Source organism: Neoroseomonas rubea, assembly GCF_016106015.1.
Lineage (GTDB): Bacteria > Pseudomonadota > Alphaproteobacteria > Acetobacterales > Acetobacteraceae > Neoroseomonas > Neoroseomonas rubea.
Genome location: NZ_JACADQ010000004.1, coordinates 37,761 through 61,790 on the forward strand (window position 1 = coordinate 37,761; position 24,030 = coordinate 61,790).

The following is a 24,030-nucleotide window of genomic DNA, read 5'->3' on the forward strand; positions in this document are numbered from 1 at the left end:
TGACGATGCGCACGATCACCCAGGTCGCGATACTGGCGCTGCTCGGCGGTGCCGGGGCCGGATGGCATTTCTACGCGGACAAGCTTGGCGTTCCAGCGCCGGCGCAGCTGCTCGGGCTGCAGCCGGCGCAGCAGCAGGCGAGGGGTGGCGGGCCGGTCGGGCCGGTCGGCGTGATCGTGCAGCCAGTGCGCGTCGCGCCCGTTGTGGAACGCGTCGAAAGCGTCGGCACGGTCCGCGCCCGGGAAGCCGTGACCATCACGAGCAAGGTGGCCGGCATCGTGGAGACGATCCGCTTCACCGAGGGACAGCTCGTACCCGCGGGCGAGACGCTGGTGCAACTCGACGCGGCGGCGCTGCGCGCCGAGCTCGATCAGGCGCGCGCGCTGCTCGACGACGCGCGCAACCAGCTGGTTCGCGCACGCCAGTTGCAGGCGGGCCAGACGATCGCGGCGCAGCGGCTGGAAACACTGGAGGCACTGTCACGGCAGGCCGAGGGGCGCGTCCGTCAGGCCGAGGCGCGGCTCGAGGAACTGCGCGTCATCGCGCCCTTCGCCGGTCGCGTCGGCCTGCGCGCGGTCAGCCCGGGCGCGCTGATCCAGCCGGGCACGGCGATTACCACGCTCGACGACACCGCGCGCGTGCGCGTCGAGTTCGCGGTACCGGAAGTGCACCTGGCGCGCATCCGCGTCGGCAGCGGCGTCACGGCACGCAGCAATGCCTATGGGAGCCGGCGGTTCCTGGGCACGGTCGCGGTAATCGATACGCGCATCGACCCGGCCACGCGCTCGGTGCGCGTGATCAGCGAGTTCGACAATTCGGACGAGGCGCTGCGCCCCGGCCTGTTCCTCACCGTCGAACTTGTCCTGGAACAGCGCGAGCAGGCGCTTCTGATCGCCGAGGAAGCGATCGACCCGGTCGGCGACCGTGCCTTCGTCTTCGTGGTGCGGGACGGGCGGGCGCGGCGGCAGGAAGTCCGGCTCGGCCTGCGCCTGCCGGGCGAGGTCGAGGTGCGCGAAGGCCTGAATGCCGGCGAGCCTGTCGTGGTGCGCGGCATCCAGCGGCTGCGCAACGACCTGCCCGTACGCGTCACAGAAACGCTCACGCGGCCGACGAGCTGACAGGGAGGGCGGCGGGCGATGGTCCTCTCCGACGTCTCGATCAAGCGGCCGGTCTTCGCGACCGTCATCTCCCTGATGCTCACGGTCCTCGGCATCTTCGCGCTCCTGCGGATGCCGATCCGCGAGTATCCGGCGATCGACCCGCCGATCATCCAGATCACGACCACCTATCGCGGTGCTTCGGCCCCGGTGGTCGACAGCCAGATCACCGAGATCCTCGAAGCCGCGGTGGCCGGGATCGAGGGCGTCAAGTCCATGTCGTCCCAGTCACGGGACGAGCGTAGCCAGATTACCCTGGAATTCCGCCTCACGCGCGATGTCGACAGCGCGGCGAACGATGTGCGCGACCGCGTCGCCCGTGCCCTTGCGCGCCTGCCGGAGCAGGCAGACACGCCGGTCGTCGCGAAGGTGGACGGCGACAGCCGGCCGATCCTCTGGATCGCGCTCGCCTCGGACAGGCTGACGCCGCTCGACCTGACCGATATCGCGCGGCGGCGCATAGTCGACCGGCTTGCGATCGTCGAAGGCGTAGCGCAGATCATCATCTCCGGCGAGCGGCGCTTCGCCATGCGCGTCTGGCTCGACCGCCAAGCGCTTGCGGCGCGCAACCTGACGGTCCAGGACATCGAGGACGCGATCCGGCGCGAGAATGTCGAACTGCCTGGCGGGCGGATCGAGAGCCAGCAGCGTGAACTGACGGTCCGAACAGACAGCCGCATGAGCCGGCCCGAGCAGTTCCGCGAAATCGTCGTCACCCGCGGCACGAGCGGCGCGCAGGTTCTGCTCGGCGAGGTCGCGCGGATCGAGGTCGCGGCGGAGGACACGCGCGGCGCGTACCGCATCAACGGCCGCCCGGCGATCGGGCTTGGCATCCTCCGCCAGTCCACAGCCAACACGCTGTCGGTCGCGAATGGCGTGAAAGCGGAGATGGAGTTGATCCGTCCCTCCCTGCCCGAGGGCGTGGACGTGGTCACGGGCTACGACGAGAGCCTCTTCATCAGCCAATCGATCTACGAGGTCGAGCACGCGCTGATGATCGCGCTGCTGCTCGTGGTCGGCGTCATCTTCCTGTTCCTGCGCAGCGTGCGCGCAACGATCATACCGGCGGTCGCGATCCCGGTCTCCATCATCGCCTCCTTCATCGCGACTGCGGCGCTCGGCTTCTCGGTCAACGTGCTGACGCTGCTCGGCCTGGTGCTGGCGATCGGCCTTGTCGTGGACGACGCGATCGTCGTGCTGGAGAACATCCATCGCCGGATCGAGGAAGGGGAGGATCCGCTGCTCGCCTCCCTGCTCGGCGCGCGGGAGATCGCCTTCGCGGTCATCGCGACGACTCTCGTGCTCGTGGCGGTCTTCGTGCCGTTGTCCTTCATGGGCGGCAATACGGGGCGACTGTTCACCGAATTCGGATTGGCCCTCGCGGCATCGGTGGTCTTCTCGGGGCTGATCGCGCTGACCCTGACGCCGATGATGTGCTCGAAGCTCCTCAAGCCGCATGAGGGCGAGACCTGGCTCGTGCGCGTGACCGAGCCCTTCTTCCTCGGCATGAACGGGGCGCTGCGCTGGACGCTCGACCGGGCGCTGCGGGCGCCGGTGCTGGTGCTTGGCGCCTCCGGAGCGGTCTGTGCCTTCGCCGCGCTGCTCTACCAGGCGCTGCCGAAGGAATTCGCGCCGACCGAGGATCGTGGCGTCGTCATCATCCCGACGACGGGGCCGGAGGGCGCTTCCTTCGGCTACACGATGGAACACGTGATGCAGATCGAACGCCTGCTCCAGCGCTATGTCGACAGCGGGGAAGCGGTGGCGGTCTTCGCGACCGTCGGCGGCTTCCAGCGCCCGGCCGTTGGCAATGTCGCGAACGTCTTCATCCGCCTGGCACCCTGGGCGGAGCGCGAGCGCAAGCAGCAGGAGATCGCCGCCGAGGTCTTCCCGCGCATCGCCCAGATCCCTGGCGTGCGCGGCTTCGCGCTCAACCCGCCCTCGCTCGGCCAGCGGGGCTTCCAGCCGCCCGTGCAGTTCGTGATCGGCGGGCCCGACTACGACACATTGGTTCAGTGGCGCGACGTCTTCCTCGAACGGGCGAGGACGAATCCGCGCCTTCTCAACCTGGATCACAACTTCAAGGAAACGAAGCCGGAGGTCCGCGTCGAGATCGACCGGCGGAAGGCCGCGGATCTCGGCATCTCCATTGCCGCCGTCGGCCGGACCATCGAGACCATGATGGGCTCGCGCGAAGTCACGACCTACGTCGTCGGCGGCCAGGAGTACAAGGTACTGCTCCAGGCGCCGGACGAACTCCGCCTGTCGCCCTACGACCTACAGAACGTCTTTGTTCGTACCGCCTCCGGCGGCCTTGTGCCGCTATCGAACGTGGTGACGCTGTCCGAGCGTGCGCGCGCGCAGACCCTTTCGCGCGAGGACCGCGTGCGCGCCATCACCATCACCGCCTCCCTAGCGCCGGGCTACTCGCTCGGTGATGCGCTTGCCTTCCTCGACGGCGTCGCGCGGGAGGTGCTGCCGGGCGAGGCGCGAATCTCCTACCGCGGGCAGTCGCTGGAATTCCGGGAGTCGTCGGGCGCGCTCTATGTCACCTTCGCCATGGCGCTGCTCGTCGTGTTCCTCGTGCTGGCGGCGCAGTTTGAGAGCTTCGTCCACCCCCTGATCATCCTGCTTTCGACACCGCTCGCCATCACTGGCGGGCTGCTCGGCCTCTGGTGGACGGGACAGTCGCTCAACGTCTTCAGCCAGATCGGCATGATCCTGCTGATCGGCCTGATGGCGAAGAACGGCATCCTGGTGGTGGAGTTCGCCAACCAGTTGCGCGACCGTGGCATGTCGGTGCGCGATGCGGTACTGGAAGCCTCGGTCGTGCGGCTGCGGCCGATCCTCATGACCTCGATCGCGACGGTGCTTGGCGCCGTGCCTCTCGCCATGGCGACGGGCGCGGGGGCGGAAAGCCGACAGGCGCTCGGCGTGGTCATCGTCTGGGGCATCAGCTTCTCGACCTTCGTCACGCTCTACGCGGTGCCGGCGCTCTACCTGCTGCTCGCGCCCTACACCAAGCCGATCGGCGCCATCGCGGCGAAGCTCGCCGCGCTCGAGAGCCGGCCGCGCGCCGGGCACGGGCCCCAGCCGGCAGAGTGACGCGCAGGGCGAGAGGCGTTAGCCTCCAGGCCACGATGACGGTGATTCGGGAAGGACGGCCGGATGGTTGAGGCGCGGCGCGCCCCTCAGGGGCGCACGGGAGGAAAGCTGCTGGCGGATGCGCTGGTGGCACAGGGGGTGACGCATGCCTTCTGTGTGCCGGGCGAGTCCTATCTCGACCTGCTCGATGGCCTCTATTCAGTGCGGAACCGGCTGCAGTTGGTGACCTGCCGCTTCGAGGCGGGCGCCGTTCACATGGCGGAAGCCTACGGCAAGCTGACCGGCAAGCCGGGTGTGGCCATCGTCACGCGCGGGCCGGGCGCATGCCATGCCGCGATCGGGGTGCATGTCGCCTTCCAGGATTCGACGCCGCTCGTGCTGCTGGTCGGCCAGATCCCGGTCGAGGAGACGGATCGCGAGTCGTTCCAGGAAGTCGACTACCGCCGGATGTTCGGCCCGCTCGCCAAGTGGGTGACGCAGATCGACGATGAGAAGCGCATCCCGGAGCTGATGGCGCACGCCTTCGACGTCGCGACCTCCGGACGGCCCGGCCCCGTCGTGGTCGCGATCAGCGAGGAGATGCAGAAGCGTCTCGCCTCGGCGCCTGACATCTGCCCGGCGGATGTGCTGCCGCCCAATCCCGCGCCGCAGGCGCTGCCGCGGCTGATGGAGATGCTCGGGCGCGCGAAGAAGCCGCTCGCGGTGCTCGGCGGGTCGCGCTGGACCGCGCAGGGGAAGGCCGACATCCGCGACTGGCTGCTCGCCAACGACCTGCCGGTCTCGGTCGCCTTCCGACGCATGGGGCTGTTCGATGGGACCTCGCCCAACTATGTCGGCGACCTCGGCGTCGGCGCCGATGCCGGGCTCGTCGCCAAGGCGAAGGAAAGCGACCTGATCATTGCCATCGGCACCCGTATCGGGGAGCCGGTGAGCCAGGGCTACACCCTGCTCGACATGGCCGGCGCGACGCCGATCGTCCACGTCTATCCCGACCAGGCGGAGATTGGGCGCGTCTATCGACCCGCGCTCGGCATCGTCTCCGAGGTCAATGCCTTCGCCGCCGCGGCCAAGGCGGCCGGCGCCGTGAAGAAGCCCGGCTGGGGCGCCTGGACGAAGGAACTGCGCGCGCTGCGCGTGGCCCAGGCCGTGCCGCCGGACTACGAGGGCCCGCTGAACCTCGCCTCTGCGCTGCAGGCGCTGGAGAAGGAACTGCCCAAGGACACGATCTTCACGACCGATGCGGGCAACTTCGCGACCTGGCCCAACCGCTTCATGCATTTCGGCGAGAAGCAGGATTTCCTCGGGCCCACGAACGGCGCCATGGGCTACGCCGTGCCCGCCGCGATCGGCGCCAAGATCACCCATCCCGAGCGTGCGGTGATCGGCTTCGTCGGCGATGGCGGCTTCCTGATGACGGGGCAGGAGATCGCGACCGCCTTCCACCATTCGGTCAATCCCGTGATCCTGGTCTTCAACAACCAGATGTACGGCACGATCCGGATGTACCAGGAACGGACCTATCCGCACCGCGTGTCCGGCACCGCGCTGACCAACCCGGACTTCGCCAAGTTCATCGAGGCCTTCGGCGGCCATGGCGAGATCGTCGAGCGGACCGAGGAACTGGTGCCCGCGGTCAAGCGCGCGCTGGCGTCCGGCAAGCCTGCGCTGGTCGAGGTCCGCACCAACCCCGAGCAGGTGACCAACCGCGCCACCATTGCCGACCTCCGCGCCCAGGCTGCGAAGGCAGCGGGCGGCGCCGCGACGCCCGAGACGGCGAAGGCGAGCCGTACGCCCGCCCCGCGCCGCACCGGGCCGCGCGCGCGCTGATCAGGCGCGTCCCTGCTCCTTCAGCACCTCCTCCGCCGTCCGCATCGCGGCGATGGCGGCGGGGAAGCCAGCATAGGCGCAGGAATGGGTGATGACCTCGGCGATCTCCTCCGGAGTGCAGCCATTGTTCAGCGCGCCGACGAGATGTCCGCGGAGCTCGTGGTGCTGGCTCATCGCGACCAGCATGCCGATGGTGATCATGCTGCGCTCCCGGCGCGTCAGCGTGTCGCGGGTCCAGAGGCTGGCGTAGGGGAATTCCTCAGACAGGTGCCGCAGCGCCTGGTTCAGCGGCGTGGTGCTGGCGTCGCGGCGGGCCATGTAGCCTTCGCCCAGCACTTCCCTCATCGCTTGGCGGCCGGTGCTGCGCAGCGCGCTATGCGCGGTCTCGTCGGTCATGCTGTTCGCTCCCCTATGTTCGCGCAGCGAGTGTAGGCGCGGGGGCGGCCATGACGAAGACGCTGCTGATCGTCTTCCATTCCATGACCGGGGGTACGTGCCAGATGGCCGAGGCCGCCGCGGCCGCCGCGGCCGGGCAGGGCGTGGTCGTGCGCCTGCTGCATGCGGCGCAGGCGCAGGTGGACGACGTGCTGGCGGCGGATGGCTACATTTTCGGGACGCCGGAAAACCTCGCCGCCATCTCCGGCCTGATGAAGGACTTCTTTGATCGCAGCTACTACGCCGCGCTCGGCCGCATCGAGGGCCGGCCCCATGCGCTGATGGTCTGCGCGGGCAGCGACGGGACGAACGCCGTGCGGCAGATGTCGCGCATCACGACGGGCTGGCGGCTGCGGCTGGTGGCGGAGCCGCTGATCGTCTGCACCCATGCGCAGACGCCGGAGGCCATCCTCGCGCCCAAGACGATCCCGCCGGAGGATGTGGCTCGTTGCGAGGAGCTCGGCGCGGCGCTCGGCGCCGGCCTTGCCATGGGCATCTTCTAGGCCGGCGGCGCCCAGCCGATCCAGTCGCAGACCGCGCCGCCCATCACGCGTTCCATCTGCGGGCCGCGCAGCCAGGGCAGTTCCTCGGTGAAGAGCGTGATACACTGGCGCCAGGAACAGGGCATGCGCGTGATGTCCGTGCCCCAGAAGAAGCGATCCGGGCCAAAGGCGTCATACAGGCGCTGCAGCCCGTCATGGATGTCGCGGAAGGGATAGGGATCGAGCGAATAGCCGGGCGCACCCGTTGCCTTCAGCGCGACATTCGGAAAACGGGCCAGCGCGCAGACGGCGGTGAGGTTCTCGAAGGCTGCGGTGCCCTTCGCGTGGCGGATCAGCCCGCAATGGTCAATGATCAGCCGCAGGCTCGGATGCCGTTCGGCGATGCGCGCGAATTCCGGCAGGAAGCGCCAGGCCATGGTGGCGATCGGCAGGCCTTCCTCCTCCGCCGCCGGCCAGAGCCAATCCATCGTGCCGTCGAAGGGCCAGCGTTCCTGGTCGGCACGCACCAGCGGATAGCGCAGGCCGCACTGGCCGGGTCGGTTGCGCCAGCCGCGCAGCGCGGCGCGGCTCGCCTCCGGCTGGTCGAGCGGTACCTGGCCCAGCACCGCGAAGCGCTTCGGGTAGCGTGCGGCGGCGTCCTCCGAGATCGCATTCGCGCCAGGGTCCCAGGAGACGGGCGGGTGCAGCACGGCGGCGTCCACGCCGGCAACATTCATCTCCGCGAGCAATTCCTCCGCCGTGAAGACCGAGACCTGGCGATGGTCACCGCTCGGTGTCCCGCTGCCCCAGATATGCACCTGCGCGTCGATGATCCGCATGGTCAGGCTCCCGGAAGACGCATGGAGGAAAAGCGCGTGTCGAGATGTTCGATCTCGAGGAAGCCCATATCGGTCCCGAACGCCTTGTAGATCGGGAAGATCTTGAGCGGCCCGAGCGTCGCGGCGCTTTCGAGCGGCCCGATGAAGCCGCAATCGGCATCGGCGAAATGCGGCTGGCGCATCCAATGGGCGAGCTGCAGCGCGGTGAGCGCATGGAAGCCGCTGTGCGGGTTCAGCGCGCGGCGGAATTCGGTGCGGCCGAGCCGCAGGAAGGGCTCGTCCGGCAGTGCATCCCGCCAGCGCGCGATCACCCCGGGGCGGAGATCCCCGTCGATCCAGGTCTTGAGCGTCGGCCCGCCCGCGTTCCACTCGAAGCGGTTCGGCATGAGCATTCGGCGCGGACCGAATGCGTCCTGGAACGCCATGATCTTGGCGACGAAGCCGGGATCCGCGACGCGCAGGTCATCCTCGGAAAAGCAGAACAGGTCGTAGGCGTTGCGCGCTTCGGCGAAGAGTCGGCGCGTGGCGAAGCCGAGCATGCGCGGGTTGTCCACCTGCACGCGCACATGGCGCACGCCGCGGGCCTTCGCATGCTCCTCGTCCAGCAGATGGTCGGTCCCGTTGGTCAGCACGCAGATGTCGAGCCCGTCGACGCTGCCACGCAGCCTTTCGAAGCGCTTGTGCTCGATGTTGATCGCCGTCGTCGCGCCGAAGATGCCGCGCCAGGAATCGATCACCTGCCGCAGCACCGCCGCGCGCTGGTCGCGCCGATGCGCATCCGTGGAGGAATGGGTCGACCCCTCCTCCGCCCTGTAGAAGTGGACGATGGCGAGCAGGACGCGCATCAGCGACCTACCGCGTAGCCCTGCATGCCGCGCGGATTGGCGCCGGCGCGGATGGTGCCGTCGGGCTCGATCCGCGCGCCGGTCAGCCGCCCTTCCGACCATTCGCCGCCCATCTCCGCGACATGGCCGCGGGCGAGGAGCGCGTCCAGCACCTCCGGCGCGTAGCGGCCCTCGATCACTACCTTCCCGGGCTTCGCGCCGCGCGGCCAGAAGCTGCTGATCCAGTGCTCGGAATGGAAGGAGGGCAGGTCGATCGCCTGCTGGATGTTCATCCCGTGATGAATCATGCGCAGCAGCATGATGGGCTGCCACTGGTCCTGCTGCTCGCCCCCCGGCGTGCCGAAGCTCAGCCACGGCTTGCCGTTCCGCAGTACCATCGAGGGCGAGAGCGTCGTGCGCGGCCGCTTGCCCGGCGCAAGACCGTTCGGCAGCGACCCGTCCAGCCAGAACATCTGGCAGCGGCTGCCCAGGCAGAAGCCGAGCTCCGGAATGGCCGGGGAGGATTGCAGCCAGCCGGCGGACGGCGTCGCGCTCACCATGTTCCCGTGCCGGTCGATGACATCGACATGGCAGGTGTCGCCGCCCGAGGCGCCGAGGCGCGAGACGGTCGGCTCGCCGGACCCCGCCGCCGCGGCGAGCTCCTGCGCCCGGCGGATCGCCGCGGCATAGTCGGTGCGCGGCGTGCGGCCGTCCGGCGAACCGGGGCGGAAATCCATCGAGGCGCGCTCGCTGATCAGCCCGCGTCGAGCCTCGGTGTAGGCCGGCGAGAGCAGCGTCGCCATCGGCACGTCCACGAAGTCCGGGTCGCCGTAGAAGGCTTCCCGGTCCGCGAAGGCCAGCTTCTGCGCTTCCACCACATGGTGGACGAAGTCGGCGCCGACCGGGTCCATCGCGCCGATATCGAAGCCGGCCAGCAGCGCCAGCGTCTGCAGCATCGCCGGTCCCTGGCTCCAGGCGCCGCACTTCAGCACCGTGTGGCCGCGATAGTCGAAGGCGAGCGGCGCCTCGACGGGCGCGGACCAGCGCGCCATATCATCGGCCGTGATCACGCCGCGATGGCGTCGGCCTGAGGTGTCCATCGCCTCGGTCGCGGCGGCGAAGCGGCCGATTGCCTCGGCGACGAAGCCGCGATACCAGGCGTCCCGCGCCGCATCGACCTGCCGTTCGCGGCTGCCGCCGGCGGCCTCGGCTTCCCGCACCACGCGTTCGTAGGTGTCGGCCAGCGTCGGGTTGGCATAGAGCCCGTTCGGCTCCGGCCCGCCATTGCGCAGCCACAGCGCCGCCGATGTTGCCCATTCGCTCTCGAACAGCGGCCGGACGCTCTCGATCGTCGCGCGGATGCGCGGGACCATCGGCGCGCCGTGCCGGGCATAGCCGATGGCATAGGCCAGCACGTCGCGCACCGACCAGGTGCCATGGTCGCGCAGCATCAGCATCCAGGCGTCGAAGGCGCCTGGCACCGGCGTCGCGAGCAGCCCCGTGCCCGGCATGATCTCATGGCCGTGGGCGCCCATATGCTCGACCGTCAGCCCGGCCGGGGCCGGCCCCTGGCCGCAGATCACCTGCTGCGCGCCGCTGCACGCGCTGTGCAGGATGATGGGGCAGTCGCCGCCCGGCCCGTTCAGGTGCGGCTCGACGATCTGCAGCGTGAAGCCGGCCGCCGCCGCCGCGTCGAAGGCGTTGCCGCCGCGTTCCAGCACCGCCATGCCGACCTGGCTCGCGAGCCAGTGGGTGGAGGCGACGGCGCCGAAGGTGCCGATGATCTCGGGGCGGGTGGTGAACATGCTGGGCGGTTCCTTGGCGGGAAAGCCGATCATTTCCGGCGAGACGGCGGACATCTCAGCGCTTCCTCGGTCTTGCGCGGATGTTCGTCGCGCAGCAAACCGGGGCCGTCAATCCTGCGGGGGCGAAGGGCATGCTGGTGGCGGTGGTCGGGCCATCCGGCGCGGGCAAGGACACGCTGATGGGCCTCGCACGTGCACGCCTGGAAGGCGATCCGCGCTTCCGCTTCGTCCGGCGCGCCATCACGCGCCCCGCCGAGGCGGGCGGGGAGACACACCATGCGCTGAGCGTGCACGAGTTCGAGGCGGCACGGGAGGCCGGCGCCTTCGCGCTCTGGTGGAACGTCCATGGCCTGCTCTACGGCATCCCGCGCGACATCGAGGCGGATGTGGCGGCGCGGCGGGTCGTGGTGGCGAACCTTTCGCGCGGCGTGCTGGCGGAGGCCGCGTCCCGCTACCGGATGCGCGTGTTGGTGATCACCGCGCCGACCCCTGTACTAGCCGCGCGGCTCGCGGCGCGCGGGCGGGAGACGACGGAGGACATCACCGCGCGCCTCGCCCGGGAGATGTCGCTCGCCCCTGGCCTCGACATCGCGACGGTGATGAACGACGCGACGCCGGAGGAAGGGGCCGCGCGCGTGCTGGCGACGCTCACCCGCGCAGCGGAAGACGCTCTGCGATCGTGAAGGGCGTGCCGGGGGCGGGCTGGACGAAAAGGCTGATTGCGGTGACACGCCGCGCATGGCCGGGCGCCCCGCCCAGGGCCTCGGTCACCGCCGGCAGCACCACGGCCTTCTCGGCCGCGGCAAGGCGGCGCGAGAGCGTCACGTGGAAGCGCCATTCCTCGAACACGTAAGGGTAGCCCCAGCGCATCAGATGCGCGCGCTGCGTCGCGGACAGGCGCTCGGGGCGGCGGCGTGCGATCTCGGCGTCCGTCGCCGGGGCGCGGTGCTCGTCCAGCGCTTCCACGCAGGCATCGGCGAAGGCATGCAGGGCGGGGCAGGGGGCGGTCTCGCGCAGCGCGAGGAAGCCGTCCAGGTCGAAGACCGCGAGCGGCGGCAGGTCGAAGGGCACGATGCGCGCGGCAATGGCCGCGGTCGCGTCGCGCGCGGCGGCGTAGCCGGACGCCAGCCGGAAGGGCGGCTTCAGCGTCGCGTGCAGCCCGTAGCCGCGCGGATCGGCGGTGAGCTCCGCGATGTCGAGGCCGGGCAGGACGGGCTGGCCCAGAGTGTCACCGGTCGCCGCGTCCCGGCCGAGCCAGGCGCTGCCCCGCGCGTGCAGCGGGTCGTCCTCCTCCGGCGCCCAGTAGAGCGCGATGCGCCAGGGCGTCATGCGACGCGACGGCCCTCGCGCCAGACGCGGCGCACCACCGGGATGCCGTGCGCGGCGCCGACCTGGGCGAGGTCCGCCCGAAGCCCCGGTGCGAGCCGGCCGCGATCCTCGAGCCCGCACATGCGCGCCGGGCGGTCCGTGATCATGGCCACGGCGGCGGGCAGCGTGATGCCGGTCTCCTCCACCGTGCGCCAGGCGGCCTCGATCATGGAGGCCGGCACATAGTCGGAGGCGAAGGCATCCGCCGCCCCTGCGCGCACCAGGTCGGCGGCGGCGACATTGCCCGAATGGCTGCCGCCGCGGACGATGTTGGGCGCGCCGGCGATCACCTCGACCCCGGCATCGCGCGCGGCCTCGGCGGCCACCATGGTGACCGGGAATTCGCTGATGCGGATGCCGTCGGCGAGGTTGCGACGCACCTCCTCCGCCGTCTCGTCGTCGTGCGAGGCGATCGGCAGGTCGCGATGGCGGATGCGGTCGAGCAGCCAGGCGCGCTGCGGCTCCCGCAGCCGTGCGCGCTGGTCAAGCAGGAAGGCGATGCGGGCTTCCACCTGCTCCACCGTCATCTGCGTCTGCTTGCGGCGCATCGCGACATAGCGCGGGATGTCGCGGTACTGGCCGACCCCTGGCGAATGATCCATCAGGCTCACCATCCGCACGCGCGGATGGTCGGAGACGGGCTCCATGGCGGGTTTCATGTCGGCCGCCGGCAATTCGCAGCGCAGATGGAGGAAATGCTCGCTGCGCAGCAGGCCGGTGTCGGCCAGCGCATCGAGGTCCGCCACGCCGTCGAGGAAGGTCTGGCCCCGGCCCTGGTCGAAGCCGAGGTCGCCGAGGCAGAGCGCGTCCAGCACCGTCGTCACGCCCGCCGCCGCGCATTGCGCGTCATGCGCGATCATCGCCGAGCGCGACGGCCAGCGCGCATTCTGGCGCGGCTGGACCTGGCGCTCGAGATTGTCCGTGTGCACGTCCACCACGCCGGGGATCAGGTGATCGCCTTCGAGGTCGCGCGCGGAGGCGACATGGCTGCGGCCGGGCTGCACCTCGGCGATGCGCCCCTCGCGGATCACGATCGTCCCGTGCAGCACCTCCCCGGGCAGGACGAGGAGGGCGTTGGTCAGGATGGTCTCGGCGGTCATGCGGCGTCCTGCTGGGGGAGCACGTCGAAGAGGCGGTCGGCCACGGCCTCGCGCACCTCGGCATCGTGGAAGATGCCGACGATGGCGGCGCCGGCCTGCTTGGCCTCGTTGATCATGGCGATGACGATGGCGCGGTTGGCGCCATCGAGGCTGGCGGTGGGTTCGTCGAGGAGCAACACCGGATAGCCCGGCGCGAAGCCGCGCGCCAGGTTCACCCGCTGCTGCTCCCCGCCCGAGAATGTGGCGGGCGGCAGCCCGTGCAGCCGTTCGGGCAGGTTCAGCCGATGCAGCAGCGCCGAGGCGCGCGCGGCCGCTTCGGCCTTCGGCACGCCGCGGGCGATCATCGGCTCGGCGACGATGTCGCGCGTCGCCACGCGCGGGATCACGCGCAGGAACTGGGAGACATAGCCGATCGTCTCCCGCCGCGCCGCGATGACGCTGCGGGGGTCGGCGGTGGCGAGGTCGATCTCCGCCCCGCCATGGCGCAGCAGGATGCGCCCCGCACCCGCGCCGTAATTGCCATAGAGGCAGCGCATCAGCGTGGATTTTCCCGCGCCCGACGGCCCCCAGAGTGCCACGCACTCCCCCGGATGGACGGCAAGGTCGACGCCGCCAAGGACTGGGATGCGCGTGCCGCCCTGGAGGTGCAGCGTGAAGGCCTTCGCGAGGCCCTCGGTGCGGAGCAGCGGGCTCATGCCGCGAGCACCGAGGAGACGAGCAACTGCGTGTAGGGATGCTGCGGATCGTCCAGCACGCGATCGGTCAGCCCCTGTTCGACGACGCGCCCGCGGCGCATCACGAGGATGCGGTCGGCGAGCAGCCGGGCGGCGGCGATGTCGTGCGTGACGATCAGCACCGACAGCCCCAGTTCGCGCGACAGGCCGCGGATCAGGTCGAGCAGGCGCGCCTGCACCGAGACGTCGAGCCCGCCCGTGGGTTCGTCCATGAACACCAGGCGCGGGCGCGTCACCAGCGTGCGCGCGATCTGCAGCCGCTGCTGCATGCCGCCCGAGAAGGTGCGTGGCAGGTCGTCGATCCGCGCCGCGTCCACCTCCACCTTGGCCAGCCACTCCAGTGCCTGGGCGCGGATATTGCCGTAGTGGCGCGCGCCCACGGCCATCAGCCGCTCGCCGACATTGCCGCCGGCCGAGACGTTGAGACGCAGCCCATCGCGCGGGTTCTGGTGGACGAAGCCCCAATCGGTGCGCATCAGGCGGCGGCGCGCGGCCTCGCCCATCGCGTGGACATCCTGGCCGAGCCAACGCACCGTCCCGGCATCGGGGGCCATCTGGCCCGACAGCACGCGCAGCAGCGTGGTCTTTCCCGACCCGCTCTCGCCGACGATGGCGACGACCTCGCCCTCGGCGACGCCGATCGCGACATCCACCAGGGCGGGGATGGCGCCGAAATGAAGGTCCAGCCCCTCGGCCGTAAGCAGCGCGCCCGTCATGCCACCCCCTTCTGCGCGGCAACGCGCGTGCCGCAGTAATCGGTGTCCGAGCAGACGAAGACCCGCCCGCCGCGATCGTCGGTGATCACCTCGTCCAGGTAGCTTTCGCGCGAGCCGCACAGCGCGCAGGCCTGCGGCGCGCGGATCGGGCGGAAGGGATGGTCCTCGAAGTCGAGGCTGCGGACCTCCGTGTAGGGCGGGATCGCGTAGATGCGCTTCTCCCGCCCCGCGCCGAACAACTGCAGCGCGGCCATGCGGTGCATCTTCGGATTGTCGAAGGCCGGGATGGGGGAGGGGGACATGAGGTAGCGCCCGTTCACCATCACCGGATAGTCGTAGGCCTTGGCGATGTGGCCGAGCCGCGCAATGTCCTCATAGAGCCGCACATGCATTAGCCCGTAATCGGCCAGCGCATGCAGGCGCTTGGTCTCGGCGCGGCGTGGCTCGAGCTTCGAAAGCGGCTCGGGCTGCGGCACCTGGTAGACAAGTATCTGGTCCTCCCGCAGCGCCGCTTCGGGGATGCGGTGGCGCGTCTGGATGATCGTCGCCTCCTCCGTCCGCTCCGTCGTCGCCACGCCGGCGACGCGGGTGAAGAAGCGACGGATGGAGATGGCGTTGGTCGTGTCGTCCGCGCCCTGGTCGATGACCTTCAGCGTGTCCGCAGGGCCGAGGATCGCCGCCGTCACCTGGATCCCGCCGGTGCCCCAGCCATAGGGCAGCGGCATCTCCCGCGCGCCGAAGGGGATCTGGTGGCCCGGGACGGCGACGGCCTTGAGGATGGTGCGGCGGAGCATGCGCTTCGTCGCCTCGTCCAGATAGGCGAAGTTGTATCCTGCCAGGGGGGCGTTCATTCGGCGGCCTCGGCCATGCTGTCGCGGGCGAGCGCGGCGCGGATGGTGCGCAGATTCTCGAGCTCCGACTGGAAATCGACATAGTGCGGCAGCTTCAGGTGCTCGACGAAGCCGGTCGCCTCGATGTTGTCGGAGTGATACAGCACGAATTCCTGGTCCTGCGCCGGCGCAGTCACGTCCTCCCCCAGTTCGGCGGAGCGCAGCGCGCGGTCGACCAGCGCCATCGACATGGCGCGCCGCTCCCCATGCCCGAACACCAGCCCGTAGCCGCGGGTGAATTGCGGCGGCTCCGTCCGGCTGCCCTTGAACTGGTTGACCATCTGGCATTCGGTGATGCCGATCTCGCCGATCTCGATCGGGAAGCCGAGCTCGGGCGGCGTGAATTCCACCGTGACGTGGCCGACGCGGATCTCGCCGACGAAGGGATGGTTGCCGCCATAGCCGCGCTGCGTCGAATAGCCGAGGGCGAGCACAAAGCCCTCATCCCCGCGCGCGAGATTCTGCAGCCGCACGTCGCGCGGGGCCGGGAAGGTGAGGGGCTGGCGCGTCAGGTCGCCAGGCTCGCCGGGTTCCGCCGCCTCGCGCTGCATCAGCCCCTCGCGCGCCAGGAGTTCGGTCACGCGCGGCGTGGGCGCGACCGGCGCCGCGGCTTCCGGGGCGGCTGGCGGCGGCGCGCCCTCCGCGGCCAGCGCGAAATCGAGCAGCCGGTGCGTGTAGTCGAAGGTCGGCCCCAGCACCTGGCCGCCGGGGAGGTCCTTGTAGGTGGCGCTGATCCGCCGGCGCAGCCGCATCGCGCCCGTGTCCAGCGGTTCGCTCGCGCCGAAGCGCGGCAGCGTGGTGCGGTAGGCGCGGAGCAGGAAGGCGGCCTCGATCAGATCCCCCTTCGCCTGCTTGATCGCGAGCGCAGCGAGGAACCGGTCATGGCACGATCCTTCCGCCATCACGCGATCCACCGCGAGACCCATCTGCTGCTCGATCTGCGCGACGGTGAGTTCCGGCACGGCCGGGTCGCCGCGCCGCGTCTCGTCGAGCCAGGCATGGGCGGCGGAGATCGCGCGCTCGCCCCCCTTCACCGCGACATACATGGATCAGCCCTCCGCGATCGCGACGGTACGCGGCAGGGCGGCGAGCCGGTCCCACGCGCACAGGATGACATCGACGCCGCGAGGAAACAGCGCGCGGTTTGCCGCCCAGGCCGCGACGAAGCCATCCGGCAGGCCACGCACCAGCAGGCGGTGCTCATGCTCGATCCCCGGGCCCGTCAGGCGCAGGCCGGTTCCTTCTTCGATGGCCTCGACCTGGATCAGCAGCGTCGCACCGCGCTCGGGTTCTTCCTCCGTTCCCGCATCCAGCGCGGCAAGCGTGGGCGGCGCGCCCGTGGCCAGCACGAAGGCAGCGTCGCGTGGCGTCGTCGCGACTGGCGCGCCGGCATGAAAGCGCAGCCAGGCATCCGCATCGGCGCCGGCGTCGTGCCACACCGGCGTTGCGGCATCGGCGAGGCTCAGCAGCACGGCCGCTGATGCCCGCATCAGCGGCGCAGGGGGTGCGAGGCCCGGGCCCGCAAGCTGCACGCGGCCCGGGCGGCTCATCGCGTCCAGCACGGCGCGGAAGGCTGCCTGAGCGTGGAGGACCGGATCGGCGAAACCTGGCGTCAGCATCGTTATCGCGTCGTCTGCATGGCGAGGAACTCCACTTTCGTCGCCGCCGCGCGGCGCGCTTCCGCATCCCGTCGTGCCGCTTGGCCCGCGGCGAGGGGGACGACCACACCGCCCATCAGCGCGTCATGCCAGGCGGGGTCCTGCAACGCCGCGTCGAGTAGCGCGGCGAGTTCCGCCTGGCGCTTGTCACGCCCGGCGACATAGGCATGGCCGACCCGCTCGCCGAGGCGCACGGCGCAGCGGGTGACGGTCATCTCGCCGAGGTTGAAGGCCGCGCCGTCGCCCCCGGCGCGCCCGCGGACCATGACAAGGCCGGTCTCGGCCGGGCGCAGGGGTGTGTGCGGGGGCAGCGGCGGCAGCGTCGCGAGACGTCCCGCGATGTCCTCGCCGGAGGCGCGGGCGAGCACGGCCATCCAATGGCGGCGCTGTTCGGTGTGGGCGGTGTCCATGGTGCTCATCTGACTTATCTAGACAAATAGACATCCGCCCGGCACAAAGTCCACACGGATATCCCACGGACCTGACCGCCCATGGTTGAAGTTTCGATGACAGGCACGCCGCTCGCCCGCGGCCAGGGCGTCGCGCTGTGGCGCCAGATCGCGGCGGCACTGGAAGGCGAGATTGCCGGCGGCGGCAAGGGTGCGGGCGAGCGCCTGCCCACCGAAGCCGCGCTGACCGCGCGCTTCGCCGTGAACCGCCACACGGTGCGCCGCGCGCTCGAGGATCTGGAGGCGCGCGGCCTGATCCGCGTCGAGCAGGGGCGCGGCGCCTTCGTCGCGGAGGATGTGGTGGACTACCGTCTCGGCCCGCGCACGCGCTTTTCGGAACTCATTCGTCGGCAGAACCGTGAACCGGCCGGGCGTGTCCTGCGGATCGCGGAGGTCGCGGCGGAAACGCAGGTTGCCGAGGCGCTCGGCATCCGCCGCGGGCGGCTTGTGCTGCGTGTCGACCGGCTCGGGCTTTCGAACGGACGGCCGGTCGTGCTCGGCCAGCATCATTTCCCGCTGCCGCGCTGCACCGCCGCGGCCGAGGCGCTGGGGCAGAACGGCTCGATCACGGCGGCCCTCGCGGCCTGCGGCGTCGCGGACTACCGGCGCCGTTCGTCCCGCATCACGGCGCGGCTGCCGACGCCGGAGGAAGCGGATCTTCTCCAGCAGTCGCGCTCCCGCCCCGTGCTGATGGCCGAATCGGTGAATGTCGACCCGGCGGGCGAGCCCGTGGACTTTACGCTCGCGGTCTATGCGGCCGGGCGGGTGCAATTGGTTGTGGAGCCCTGATCCGATGGCGTGGACATTGAATGGTGGCACCGTCCTGCGGGACGGGGCGATGGCGGAGGGCGCGCTGGCGCTGGCAGGCGGCCAGGTGGCGGAGGCGCCGGTTGCCGGCGCGCGCCCCTTCGACGCATCCGGGCTGCTCGTGCTGCCGGGGCTGGTCGACATCCATGGCGACGCGCATGAGCGGCAGATGCAGCCGCGCCCCGGGGTCGACCTGCCGATCGGCCTCGCTCTGCGCGATTCGGCAGCGCAACTCATCGCCTGCGGCATCACCACGGCCTTTCTCGGCGTGACGCTGTCCTGGGAGCCGGGACTGCGGTCGCTGGACTCCTGGCGCGCGCTGAAGGCGGCGTTGCCGGCGGCGCGTGCGGCATCCGCGACCGATCTGCGCGTGCATCTGCGCTTCGAGGCGGACAACCTCGACGCGCTCGAGGATGCGCTGGAGGGCATTGGCGACGGGTCGGTGCATCTGCTCGGCTTCAACGACCATACGCCGGCGATCGCACGGCGGCTCGATGATGCGACCCACATTGCGAAGTATGCGGGCCGCGCGGGGATGAAGGCGGATGCGTTCCGGGCGCTTGCCGAATCGGTCGTCGCGCGGCGCGGCGAGATTCCGGCAGCGCGCGCCCGGCTGGCCGAGGCCGCGCGCCGGGCCGGCATCCCCGTGCTGAGCCATGACGACGCGACGCTGGACGATCGCGCGCATTACCGCGCGCATGGCGCGACGATCTGCGAGTTCCCGATGGCCGAGGAGGTCGCGGTCGCGGCGCGCGGGGCGGGCGAGCATGTGGTGATGGGCGCGCCAAACGTGGTGCGCGGGGGCAGCCATCTCGGCTGGGCCTCCGCCGCGCCGCTGGCCGAGCGCGGGATCGTGACCGTGCTCGCCTCCGACTACGTCTGGCCGGCGATGCTGGAAGCCGCCTTCGCCATGGTCCGGCGCGGCGCGATGGACCTGCCGCGCGCCTGGGCGCTCGTCTCCGGGAACCCGGCGGAGGCTTGCGGGCTTGCGGACCGCGGGCGGCTGGCGCCCGGGCTGCGCGCGGATGTGGTGGTGGTGGACCCGGCCGGGCCCGCGCCGGTCGCGGTCTTCGCGCGCGGCGAACTGGCCTGGCTGGCGCCGGGGGCCGCGTCGCGCCTGGGATGAGGAGGAAAGGTGGCTGCCCGCGTCGGTGTCGTTCCCGAGCCGTTTCGGCATGCATCACATAACCAAAACGTAACCTCAGCCTCACCATCATGAGTGATCGCCTAAGGGACCACGAGGATCCTCATGATCAAGACCATCGCCACCGCCTCGATCGGCCGCGTGGCGACCGTGCTCGCCTCCCTGCTGGCGGCGATCGCCCTCATGCTGGCGGTGAAGCTCGTTCTCGACCGTGTCCAGGAATGGCGCGACGCGGATCGCCAGCGGGTCGTCGCCGTGGCCGGAAGCGTCCTGACCGACGCGCTCATCGAACTCTCGACCGAGCGCTCCGTGGTCCAGCTGAGCCTTGGTCAAACCCATCCGATCCTGCCGACCTACCGGGAGATGGTCGAGACGCAGCGCCGGCGTGCCGCCGAAGGCTTCGCCGCGGCGCGCGGCCTGCTCGAATCCCTCGGCACGCGGGAAGCCCGCGACGTGATCGACCAGCTCGACCGCCGTCTCGCCGCGCTTGCCGCGCTGCGCGCGGCCGCCGACGCCCAGCTTGCTCGCTCAGAGGCCGAGCGTGACCCGAACATGTTGCCGCGCTGGTCGAACGAAGTGCCCGCGCTGATCTCGAGCATCGGCAACCGACGCGCGGCGATCCGGGGACCGGACGACCTGCTGCCGGCCCGCGTCGGCCTGTTGGAGGAAATCCAGCTCGCAGGCTGGGCGCTTCGCGAATACAGCGGCCGCGACCGCACCCTGCTCGCATCGGCGCTCGCCCGCGGCGTCCCGCTCTCGCCGGCCGCGATTGCCGCCATGCAGGGCTTCGAGGGCGCGGTCGCCCGTCGGCTCGAGATGATCGAGGCGCTGGCCGAGCGTCCCGGCGTCACGCCCGACATGGGCGCCCGCATCCGCGAGACGCTGGAGCGCTATCGTGGGGATCATGCCTCGATGCGACGGACGCTCATCGAGGCGGCGACCGCGCGCGCGCCCTATCCGGTGACCTTCGATGCTTATTTCGCGGCGACGAACCAGACGCTCGACATGGCGACCGCGCTCGCGCGCGCGGCAGGCGACATGAACCGCAGCTACTGGGATGCGACGGGGCAGCAGACGCTGCGCGCCGCGGTCTTCGCCGCCGCGGTGGCGACGCTCGCTCTGCTGGGCGCCGCCTGTCTCGTATGGTTTGTACGCCGCCGGGTGTCGGCGCCCGCCGAAGCCCTGGCGAATGTGGTCGAGGAAATCGCGCGCGGACGGCTCGACGCGCCGGCGCCCGAGGGAACCCTGCCGGCCGAGATGGCGCGCCTGGCCGGCGCCGTGGAAGTGCTGCGCGGCGCGCTCGCCGCCGCCCGCGAGACGGAGGCCGAGGCCGCGCGCGAGCGTGAGCAGAAACTCCGCCGCCAGCAGGACACGGAGCGCTTCACTACCGATTTCGCGACCGTCATCGGGGCCGTACTGGATGATTTCGGCGCGGCCGCCGATCGGATGCGCCATTCCGCGCAGTCCATGGCCGGCCTGTCCCGCGTCACGCGGGAGGAGGCGGGTGCCGTCCATGTCGCGAGCGAGGAGGGCGCCGAGGGCCTCGCGCGCGCGGCCGAGGCGGCCGAGCACCTTGAGGAGAGCACCAGGGAAGTCGCGGCCGGCATGCGCCGCACGACAGAGGATGTCGCGGCCGCGGTCGCGGCGATGGCGGGGAGCGAGCGGCTTGTCGCCGACCTGTCCAACGCGACCGAGGAGATCGGGCGCGTCGTGGAGACGATCCGGGCCATCGCCGACCAGACCAACCTGCTCGCACTCAACGCGACGATCGAGGCGGCGCGCGCGGGGGAGGCCGGCAAGGGCTTCGCGGTCGTGGCGAGCGAGGTGAAGGCGCTGGCCGCGCAGACCGCGCGCGCGACTGAGGATGTCGGCCAGCGGATCATGACGGTGCAGGCCACCGCGGCCGAGACCGCGGCATCGATCGCCCGCATCGCCGGATCCATCAGCGCGGTGCGCGAGGCGGCCGAGGTCATCGGCGCCGCGATGCGCCCGCAATCAGAGGCGATCGGCCTGATCGCCGAGCGGATCGGCCGCACCGCGGAAGGCACGCGCCACGTCCTCGGCCGCGTTGGGCGCCTGAACGGCAAGGCCGACGAAGGCAGCGCCGCGGCGGAAACCGTGCTGGCCGCCGCGGGCGACCTCGGCAGCCGTGCCGCCACGTTGCGGGGCGAGGTGCAGCAGTTCCTGGTTGCGCTCGAACACGCCGGGGAACGGCGCCGCTTCGATCGCCACCCGGTCGATTGCCCGGTGAAGGTGACCTGGCGCGGTCAGGAGATGGCGGGCCGGGCGCGGGACGTGTCGGGCGGCGGCGCCGGCCTCGACATCACCCTGCCGGCGCCACCCGGGACGGAAGTGGCCATCGCATTCGATGGCGGCCGCGCACACCCGGCGCGCGTCGCGCGCCACAGTCCGGCTGGCAGCGCGTTGTTCTTCACCGATGCAGAAGCGGCGGCGCCGGATTTGGAGCGCATCCTTGGCGCCACGCGCAAGGCGGCGGCCTGAGGCGAGGGGCGGCGGCTGGCGGAAGGAGTCGGATCCGAATCGTGAGTACGTCGTGGCCGTCCGGCGCCGACGGGCGTGCTCCCCGTCATTGGCCCTTGCTGACGCGCGGCTGTCAGAGGCCGACGACCAGATGACGCCCCTGCAAGCCGGGTTCTGCCGGAACCTCTCGGCATGGGCCGGCGCAGTCTCGCCGCGTCAGGTGGAGGTCTTGGCCGAGATCGAGAGGAAAGTCGGCCGCCGCTCGGCGTGACGGCACGCCGCATGGCGGCATCCCCGCTGATGGGGACACGTTGATGGGGTCTATTTTCAGAAAGCCGCAGAAAATCGACGCTTCTTGGGAAAGGTGGCTCCCCGAGTTGGATCATAGCGCCCGTCCCGCTTGATCCCGTGATGTGCCATCGCATCCCACAATTACCTTGATAACCGCCGGGTGTGGCGCTTACTGGCGGCCCCATTCATTCCAGCCCATCCCAAGCCATCCCGGCGCGGCGAATGGGGCCGAATGGGGCCGCTGAGAAGGAGAACCTCGCCCCCCATGCTTACCGAAGCCCAGGTCCGAGCCGCCAAGCCGGGCCGCTATTCCGATGGCCGAGGCGACGGCCTGATGCTGTTCGTCAGCCCGACCGGCGCCCGGAAATGGGTCCAGCGCGTCCGGATCGGCACCCGCTATCGCGAAGTCGGCCACGGCGGCTATCCGGAGGTCGGTCTGGCCGAAGCCCGGCGCCGTGCCGCCGAGGCAAAGTTGCAAATCGCCGCCGGCGTCGATCCCATCGAGGCGCGCCGCGCGGCGAAGGCGACCGAGATCGCGCACCTGGGCCGGACGCTGCGCGATGCGGTCGAAGGCTACATCGGCGCGCATGGCGCCGCGTGGCGATCGGAGAAGACCGCGACGCTGTTCCGCCGCAGCCTGGAACAGCACGCGGCCGGCCTGCTGGCCCGCGATCCGGTCGGCATCGGCCTCGATGATGTGCGCGCTGTCCTGGCGCCGATCTGGACCACGAAGCCGGTCCTCGCGCAGAAGGTCCGCTCCCGGCTTGAGCATGCGCTCGAATGGGCGGCGGCGGCGGGATGGCGGCCCCATGGTCAGAACCCGGCGGCGTGGCGCGGCGCGCTGCGGACGCTGCTGGCGAAGCCTGGGAAGGTGACGCGCAATCGGCATCACCCGGCGCTGCCATGGGCGCAGATGCCCGCCTTCGTCGCCGCGCTGCGGGACGAGAATGGCAATGCCGCCCGCTGCCTGGAATTCGTGGTCCTGACGGCCTGCCGATCGGGCGAGGCGCGCGGCGCGTGCTGGTCGGAAGTGGACCTCGATGCCGCGACATGGACGATCCCGCCCGGTCGGATGAAGTCGGGCAAAATGCACCGCGTCCCATTGCCGGGGGCGGCGTTGGCGCTGCTGCGCGCGATGCTGCCGGCGGGCGGGAAGAAGCCGCCGGGCCTGATCTTCCCCAACAGCAGGACGGGCGAGGAATTCTCCGACGCGGCGCTGCTGGCGCTGGTGCGGCGGATGGATGAAGCCGCGACCAGGGCGGGCGGCGCCGGCTGGCGGGACGAGCATGGCGAGCGCGCCACGCCCCATGGGATGCGATCGGCCTTCCGCGACTGGTGCGGCGACAGCGGCCAGCCGCGCGAAGTCGCCGAGGCTGCGCTGGCGCATGCGATGGGCAGCGCGACCGAGCGGGCTTATGCGAGATCCGATCTGTTCGATCGGCGGCGCGCGTTGATGGAGGCGTGGGCTGGGCTCTGCGCTGGCGATGCGCGGCCGGGCGCGAATGTCGTGCCGATGCGGGGGGCGGTGGCATGACCGACGCCGCGCTCCTGACCGCATGTGAAGCGATGTGGGCATTGGCCGACGAGGCGGATCGTGCCGCCTGGGCCGCCGCCGATCGGCTGGTGCCTTCGGATGCTGACCCGCTGCCGATGATCGGCGCCCGCCTGGGCATCGAGGCCTCGCTTCACCGCCGGCTGCATGCTGCGCTGTCGGCAGGCGCGATGCTCGCGCAGGGGTGGCCCGATGATGGCGGCCCGCGCTGCATGATCCCGCCGCCGGCCTGGGCGGGCCTGGGCCTGGATGTGGCGCGCGCCAGGGCCGAAGGCGGGGGGCGGGCCTGGGCTGGGCTGCGCTTCTGGCCCGCGCCGGCCCCGGCGGCGCCCACAGCGCCCCCTTCGGCGCCTTCCGGGGCTGCCC

The 24,030-nt window shown here is 71.0% G+C and carries 22 protein-coding genes; 10 read left to right on the top strand and 12 right to left on the bottom strand.

The genetic code is table 11. The features are described from left to right. The first annotated feature begins 5 nt into the window (after nt 1-5). The 3 genes from HW577_RS01265 to HW577_RS01275 all read left to right on the top strand — a co-directional run bounded on the left by HW577_RS01265 (nt 6) and on the right by HW577_RS01275 (nt 6,089). Complete coding sequence (locus tag HW577_RS01265; protein ID WP_198374233.1) at nt 6-1,118, top strand: efflux RND transporter periplasmic adaptor subunit; 1,113 nt, start codon at nt 6-8, stop codon at nt 1,116-1,118. Between the two features lie 18 nt (nt 1,119-1,136). Continuing rightward, nucleotides 1,137-4,262, top strand: a complete 3,126-nt coding sequence (locus HW577_RS01270) for an efflux RND transporter permease subunit (protein ID WP_198374234.1) — start codon at nt 1,137-1,139, stop codon at nt 4,260-4,262. Between the two features lie 63 nt (nt 4,263-4,325). Next, the gene (locus HW577_RS01275; protein WP_198374235.1) at nt 4,326-6,089 is read left to right on the top strand and encodes a thiamine pyrophosphate-dependent enzyme; all 1,764 of its coding nucleotides are present in this window, start codon (nt 4,326-4,328) and stop codon (nt 6,087-6,089) included. On the opposite strand, the gene HW577_RS01280 is transcribed toward HW577_RS01275, so the two are convergent. Next, nucleotides 6,090-6,485, bottom strand: coding sequence for a carboxymuconolactone decarboxylase family protein (locus HW577_RS01280; protein ID WP_198374236.1), 396 nt, complete (start codon nt 6,483-6,485; stop codon nt 6,090-6,092). It abuts the gene before it with no gap. Between the two features lie 50 nt (nt 6,486-6,535). On the opposite strand from HW577_RS01280, the gene HW577_RS01285 reads away from it, so the two are divergent. Next, the gene (locus tag HW577_RS01285; RefSeq protein ID WP_198374237.1) at nt 6,536-7,027 is read left to right on the top strand and encodes a flavodoxin family protein; all 492 of its coding nucleotides are present in this window, start codon (nt 6,536-6,538) and stop codon (nt 7,025-7,027) included. Here the strand turns inward: HW577_RS01285 and HW577_RS01290 are convergent. The 3 genes from HW577_RS01290 to HW577_RS01300 are packed head-to-tail and all read right to left on the bottom strand — an operon-like array spanning nt 7,024 to nt 10,528. Further along, nucleotides 7,024-7,845, bottom strand: coding sequence for an amidohydrolase family protein (locus HW577_RS01290; RefSeq protein WP_198374238.1), 822 nt, complete (start codon nt 7,843-7,845; stop codon nt 7,024-7,026). The genes HW577_RS01285 and HW577_RS01290 overlap by 4 nt on opposite strands. A 2-nt stretch (nt 7,846-7,847) precedes the next feature. Further along, nucleotides 7,848-8,690 (bottom strand): hypothetical protein, encoded by an 843-nt coding sequence (locus HW577_RS01295; protein WP_198374239.1) that lies wholly within the window; start codon nt 8,688-8,690, stop codon nt 7,848-7,850. Further along, entirely contained in the window at nt 8,690-10,528 is a 1,839-nt protein-coding gene (locus HW577_RS01300; protein ID WP_332837304.1) for a gamma-glutamyltransferase family protein, read from the bottom strand. The genes HW577_RS01295 and HW577_RS01300 overlap by 1 nt, the downstream gene beginning before the upstream one ends. 77 nt (nt 10,529-10,605) lie before the next feature. Here HW577_RS01300 and phnN point away from each other — a divergent pair, with 77 nt between their 5' ends. Continuing rightward, the gene (phnN, locus tag HW577_RS01305) at nt 10,606-11,157 is read left to right on the top strand and encodes a phosphonate metabolism protein/1,5-bisphosphokinase (PRPP-forming) PhnN (protein ID WP_198374240.1); all 552 of its coding nucleotides are present in this window, start codon (nt 10,606-10,608) and stop codon (nt 11,155-11,157) included. Here phnN and HW577_RS01310 read toward each other — a convergent pair. Genes HW577_RS01310 through phnG form a run of 8 tightly spaced genes read right to left on the bottom strand, consistent with a single transcriptional unit; the run spans nt 11,123 to nt 17,359 of the window. Beyond that, on the bottom strand, nt 11,123-11,803 hold the full coding sequence (locus tag HW577_RS01310; RefSeq protein ID WP_198374241.1) for a DUF1045 domain-containing protein: 681 nt from the start codon (nt 11,801-11,803) through the stop codon (nt 11,123-11,125). The two genes, phnN and HW577_RS01310, sit on opposite strands and share 35 nt — an antisense overlap. Then, the gene (locus HW577_RS01315) at nt 11,800-12,942 is read right to left on the bottom strand and encodes an alpha-D-ribose 1-methylphosphonate 5-triphosphate diphosphatase (protein ID WP_198374242.1); all 1,143 of its coding nucleotides are present in this window, start codon (nt 12,940-12,942) and stop codon (nt 11,800-11,802) included. Before HW577_RS01315 ends, HW577_RS01310 begins: the two co-directional genes overlap by 4 nt. Beyond that, on the bottom strand, nt 12,939-13,637 hold the full coding sequence (phnL, locus tag HW577_RS01320) for a phosphonate C-P lyase system protein PhnL (RefSeq protein WP_198374243.1): 699 nt from the start codon (nt 13,635-13,637) through the stop codon (nt 12,939-12,941). Before phnL ends, HW577_RS01315 begins: the two co-directional genes overlap by 4 nt. Further along, nucleotides 13,634-14,392, bottom strand: coding sequence for a phosphonate C-P lyase system protein PhnK (phnK, locus tag HW577_RS01325; RefSeq protein WP_198374244.1), 759 nt, complete (start codon nt 14,390-14,392; stop codon nt 13,634-13,636). Before phnK ends, phnL begins: the two co-directional genes overlap by 4 nt. Further along, nucleotides 14,389-15,243 (bottom strand): alpha-D-ribose 1-methylphosphonate 5-phosphate C-P-lyase PhnJ, encoded by an 855-nt coding sequence (locus HW577_RS01330; protein WP_198374245.1) that lies wholly within the window; start codon nt 15,241-15,243, stop codon nt 14,389-14,391. The genes phnK and HW577_RS01330 overlap by 4 nt, the downstream gene beginning before the upstream one ends. Next, complete coding sequence (locus HW577_RS01335; RefSeq protein ID WP_198374246.1) at nt 15,240-16,328, bottom strand: carbon-phosphorus lyase complex subunit; 1,089 nt, start codon at nt 16,326-16,328, stop codon at nt 15,240-15,242. Before HW577_RS01335 ends, HW577_RS01330 begins: the two co-directional genes overlap by 4 nt. A 3-nt stretch (nt 16,329-16,331) precedes the next feature. After that, nucleotides 16,332-16,901 carry a phosphonate C-P lyase system protein PhnH gene (gene phnH, locus HW577_RS01340; protein WP_198374247.1) on the bottom strand — a complete coding sequence of 190 codons (570 nt, stop codon included), beginning with the start codon at nt 16,899-16,901 and terminating at the stop codon, nt 16,332-16,334. 2 nt (nt 16,902-16,903) lie between these two features. Continuing rightward, nucleotides 16,904-17,359, bottom strand: a complete 456-nt coding sequence (gene phnG / locus HW577_RS01345; RefSeq protein WP_232474592.1) for a phosphonate C-P lyase system protein PhnG — start codon at nt 17,357-17,359, stop codon at nt 16,904-16,906. Nucleotides 17,360-17,446: 87 nt separating this feature from the next. Between phnG and phnF the strand changes: the two genes are divergently transcribed. From phnF to HW577_RS01370, 5 genes are all read left to right on the top strand, one after another. Continuing rightward, nucleotides 17,447-18,178 carry a phosphonate metabolism transcriptional regulator PhnF gene (phnF, locus tag HW577_RS01350; RefSeq protein WP_198374248.1) on the top strand — a complete coding sequence of 244 codons (732 nt, stop codon included), beginning with the start codon at nt 17,447-17,449 and terminating at the stop codon, nt 18,176-18,178. 4 nt (nt 18,179-18,182) lie between these two features. Beyond that, nucleotides 18,183-19,322, top strand: a complete 1,140-nt coding sequence (locus HW577_RS01355) for an alpha-D-ribose 1-methylphosphonate 5-triphosphate diphosphatase (protein WP_198374249.1) — start codon at nt 18,183-18,185, stop codon at nt 19,320-19,322. A gap of 123 nt (nt 19,323-19,445) precedes the next feature. Further along, nucleotides 19,446-21,842, top strand: a complete 2,397-nt coding sequence (locus HW577_RS01360; RefSeq protein WP_198374250.1) for a methyl-accepting chemotaxis protein — start codon at nt 19,446-19,448, stop codon at nt 21,840-21,842. 535 nt (nt 21,843-22,377) lie between these two features. Then, on the top strand, nt 22,378-23,646 hold the full coding sequence (locus HW577_RS01365) for a tyrosine-type recombinase/integrase (RefSeq protein WP_198374251.1): 1,269 nt from the start codon (nt 22,378-22,380) through the stop codon (nt 23,644-23,646). After that, the coding region (locus tag HW577_RS01370; RefSeq protein ID WP_198374252.1) for a hypothetical protein at nt 23,643-24,030 on the top strand (388 nt) is incomplete at its 3' end. The genes HW577_RS01365 and HW577_RS01370, both read left to right, overlap by 4 nt.

Bases quoted from the DNA above. Each gene is read 5' to 3' on its own strand.
- phnL (WP_198374243.1), bottom strand. From the start codon at position 13,637: ATGAGCCCGCTGCTCCGCACCGAGGGCCTCGCGAAGGCCTTCACGCTG.
- HW577_RS01295 (WP_198374239.1), bottom strand. From the start codon at position 8,690: ATGCGCGTCCTGCTCGCCATCGTCCACTTCTACAGGGCGGAGGAGGGG.
- phnK (WP_198374244.1), bottom strand. From the start codon at position 14,392: ATGACGGGCGCGCTGCTTACGGCCGAGGGGCTGGACCTTCATTTCGGC.
- HW577_RS01365 (WP_198374251.1), top strand. From the start codon at position 22,378: ATGCTTACCGAAGCCCAGGTCCGAGCCGCCAAGCCGGGCCGCTATTCC.
- HW577_RS01270 (WP_198374234.1), top strand. From the start codon at position 1,137: ATGGTCCTCTCCGACGTCTCGATCAAGCGGCCGGTCTTCGCGACCGTC.
- HW577_RS01360 (WP_198374250.1), top strand. From the start codon at position 19,446: ATGATCAAGACCATCGCCACCGCCTCGATCGGCCGCGTGGCGACCGTG.
- HW577_RS01335 (WP_198374246.1), bottom strand. From the start codon at position 16,328: ATGTATGTCGCGGTGAAGGGGGGCGAGCGCGCGATCTCCGCCGCCCAT.
- HW577_RS01310 (WP_198374241.1), bottom strand. From the start codon at position 11,803: ATGACGCCCTGGCGCATCGCGCTCTACTGGGCGCCGGAGGAGGACGAC.
- phnH (WP_198374247.1), bottom strand. From the start codon at position 16,901: ATGCTGACGCCAGGTTTCGCCGATCCGGTCCTCCACGCTCAGGCAGCC.
- HW577_RS01315 (WP_198374242.1), bottom strand. From the start codon at position 12,942: ATGACCGCCGAGACCATCCTGACCAACGCCCTCCTCGTCCTGCCCGGG.
- phnG (WP_232474592.1), bottom strand. From the start codon at position 17,359: ATGAGCACCATGGACACCGCCCACACCGAACAGCGCCGCCATTGGATG.
- HW577_RS01285 (WP_198374237.1), top strand. From the start codon at position 6,536: ATGACGAAGACGCTGCTGATCGTCTTCCATTCCATGACCGGGGGTACG.
- HW577_RS01275 (WP_198374235.1), top strand. From the start codon at position 4,326: ATGGTTGAGGCGCGGCGCGCCCCTCAGGGGCGCACGGGAGGAAAGCTG.
- HW577_RS01355 (WP_198374249.1), top strand. From the start codon at position 18,183: ATGGCGTGGACATTGAATGGTGGCACCGTCCTGCGGGACGGGGCGATG.
- HW577_RS01300 (WP_332837304.1), bottom strand. From the start codon at position 10,528: ATGTCCGCCGTCTCGCCGGAAATGATCGGCTTTCCCGCCAAGGAACCG.
- HW577_RS01330 (WP_198374245.1), bottom strand. From the start codon at position 15,243: ATGAACGCCCCCCTGGCAGGATACAACTTCGCCTATCTGGACGAGGCG.
- HW577_RS01290 (WP_198374238.1), bottom strand. From the start codon at position 7,845: ATGCGGATCATCGACGCGCAGGTGCATATCTGGGGCAGCGGGACACCG.
- phnF (WP_198374248.1), top strand. From the start codon at position 17,447: ATGACAGGCACGCCGCTCGCCCGCGGCCAGGGCGTCGCGCTGTGGCGC.
- HW577_RS01280 (WP_198374236.1), bottom strand. From the start codon at position 6,485: ATGACCGACGAGACCGCGCATAGCGCGCTGCGCAGCACCGGCCGCCAA.
- HW577_RS01265 (WP_198374233.1), top strand. From the start codon at position 6: ATGCGCACGATCACCCAGGTCGCGATACTGGCGCTGCTCGGCGGTGCC.
- phnN (WP_198374240.1), top strand. From the start codon at position 10,606: ATGCTGGTGGCGGTGGTCGGGCCATCCGGCGCGGGCAAGGACACGCTG.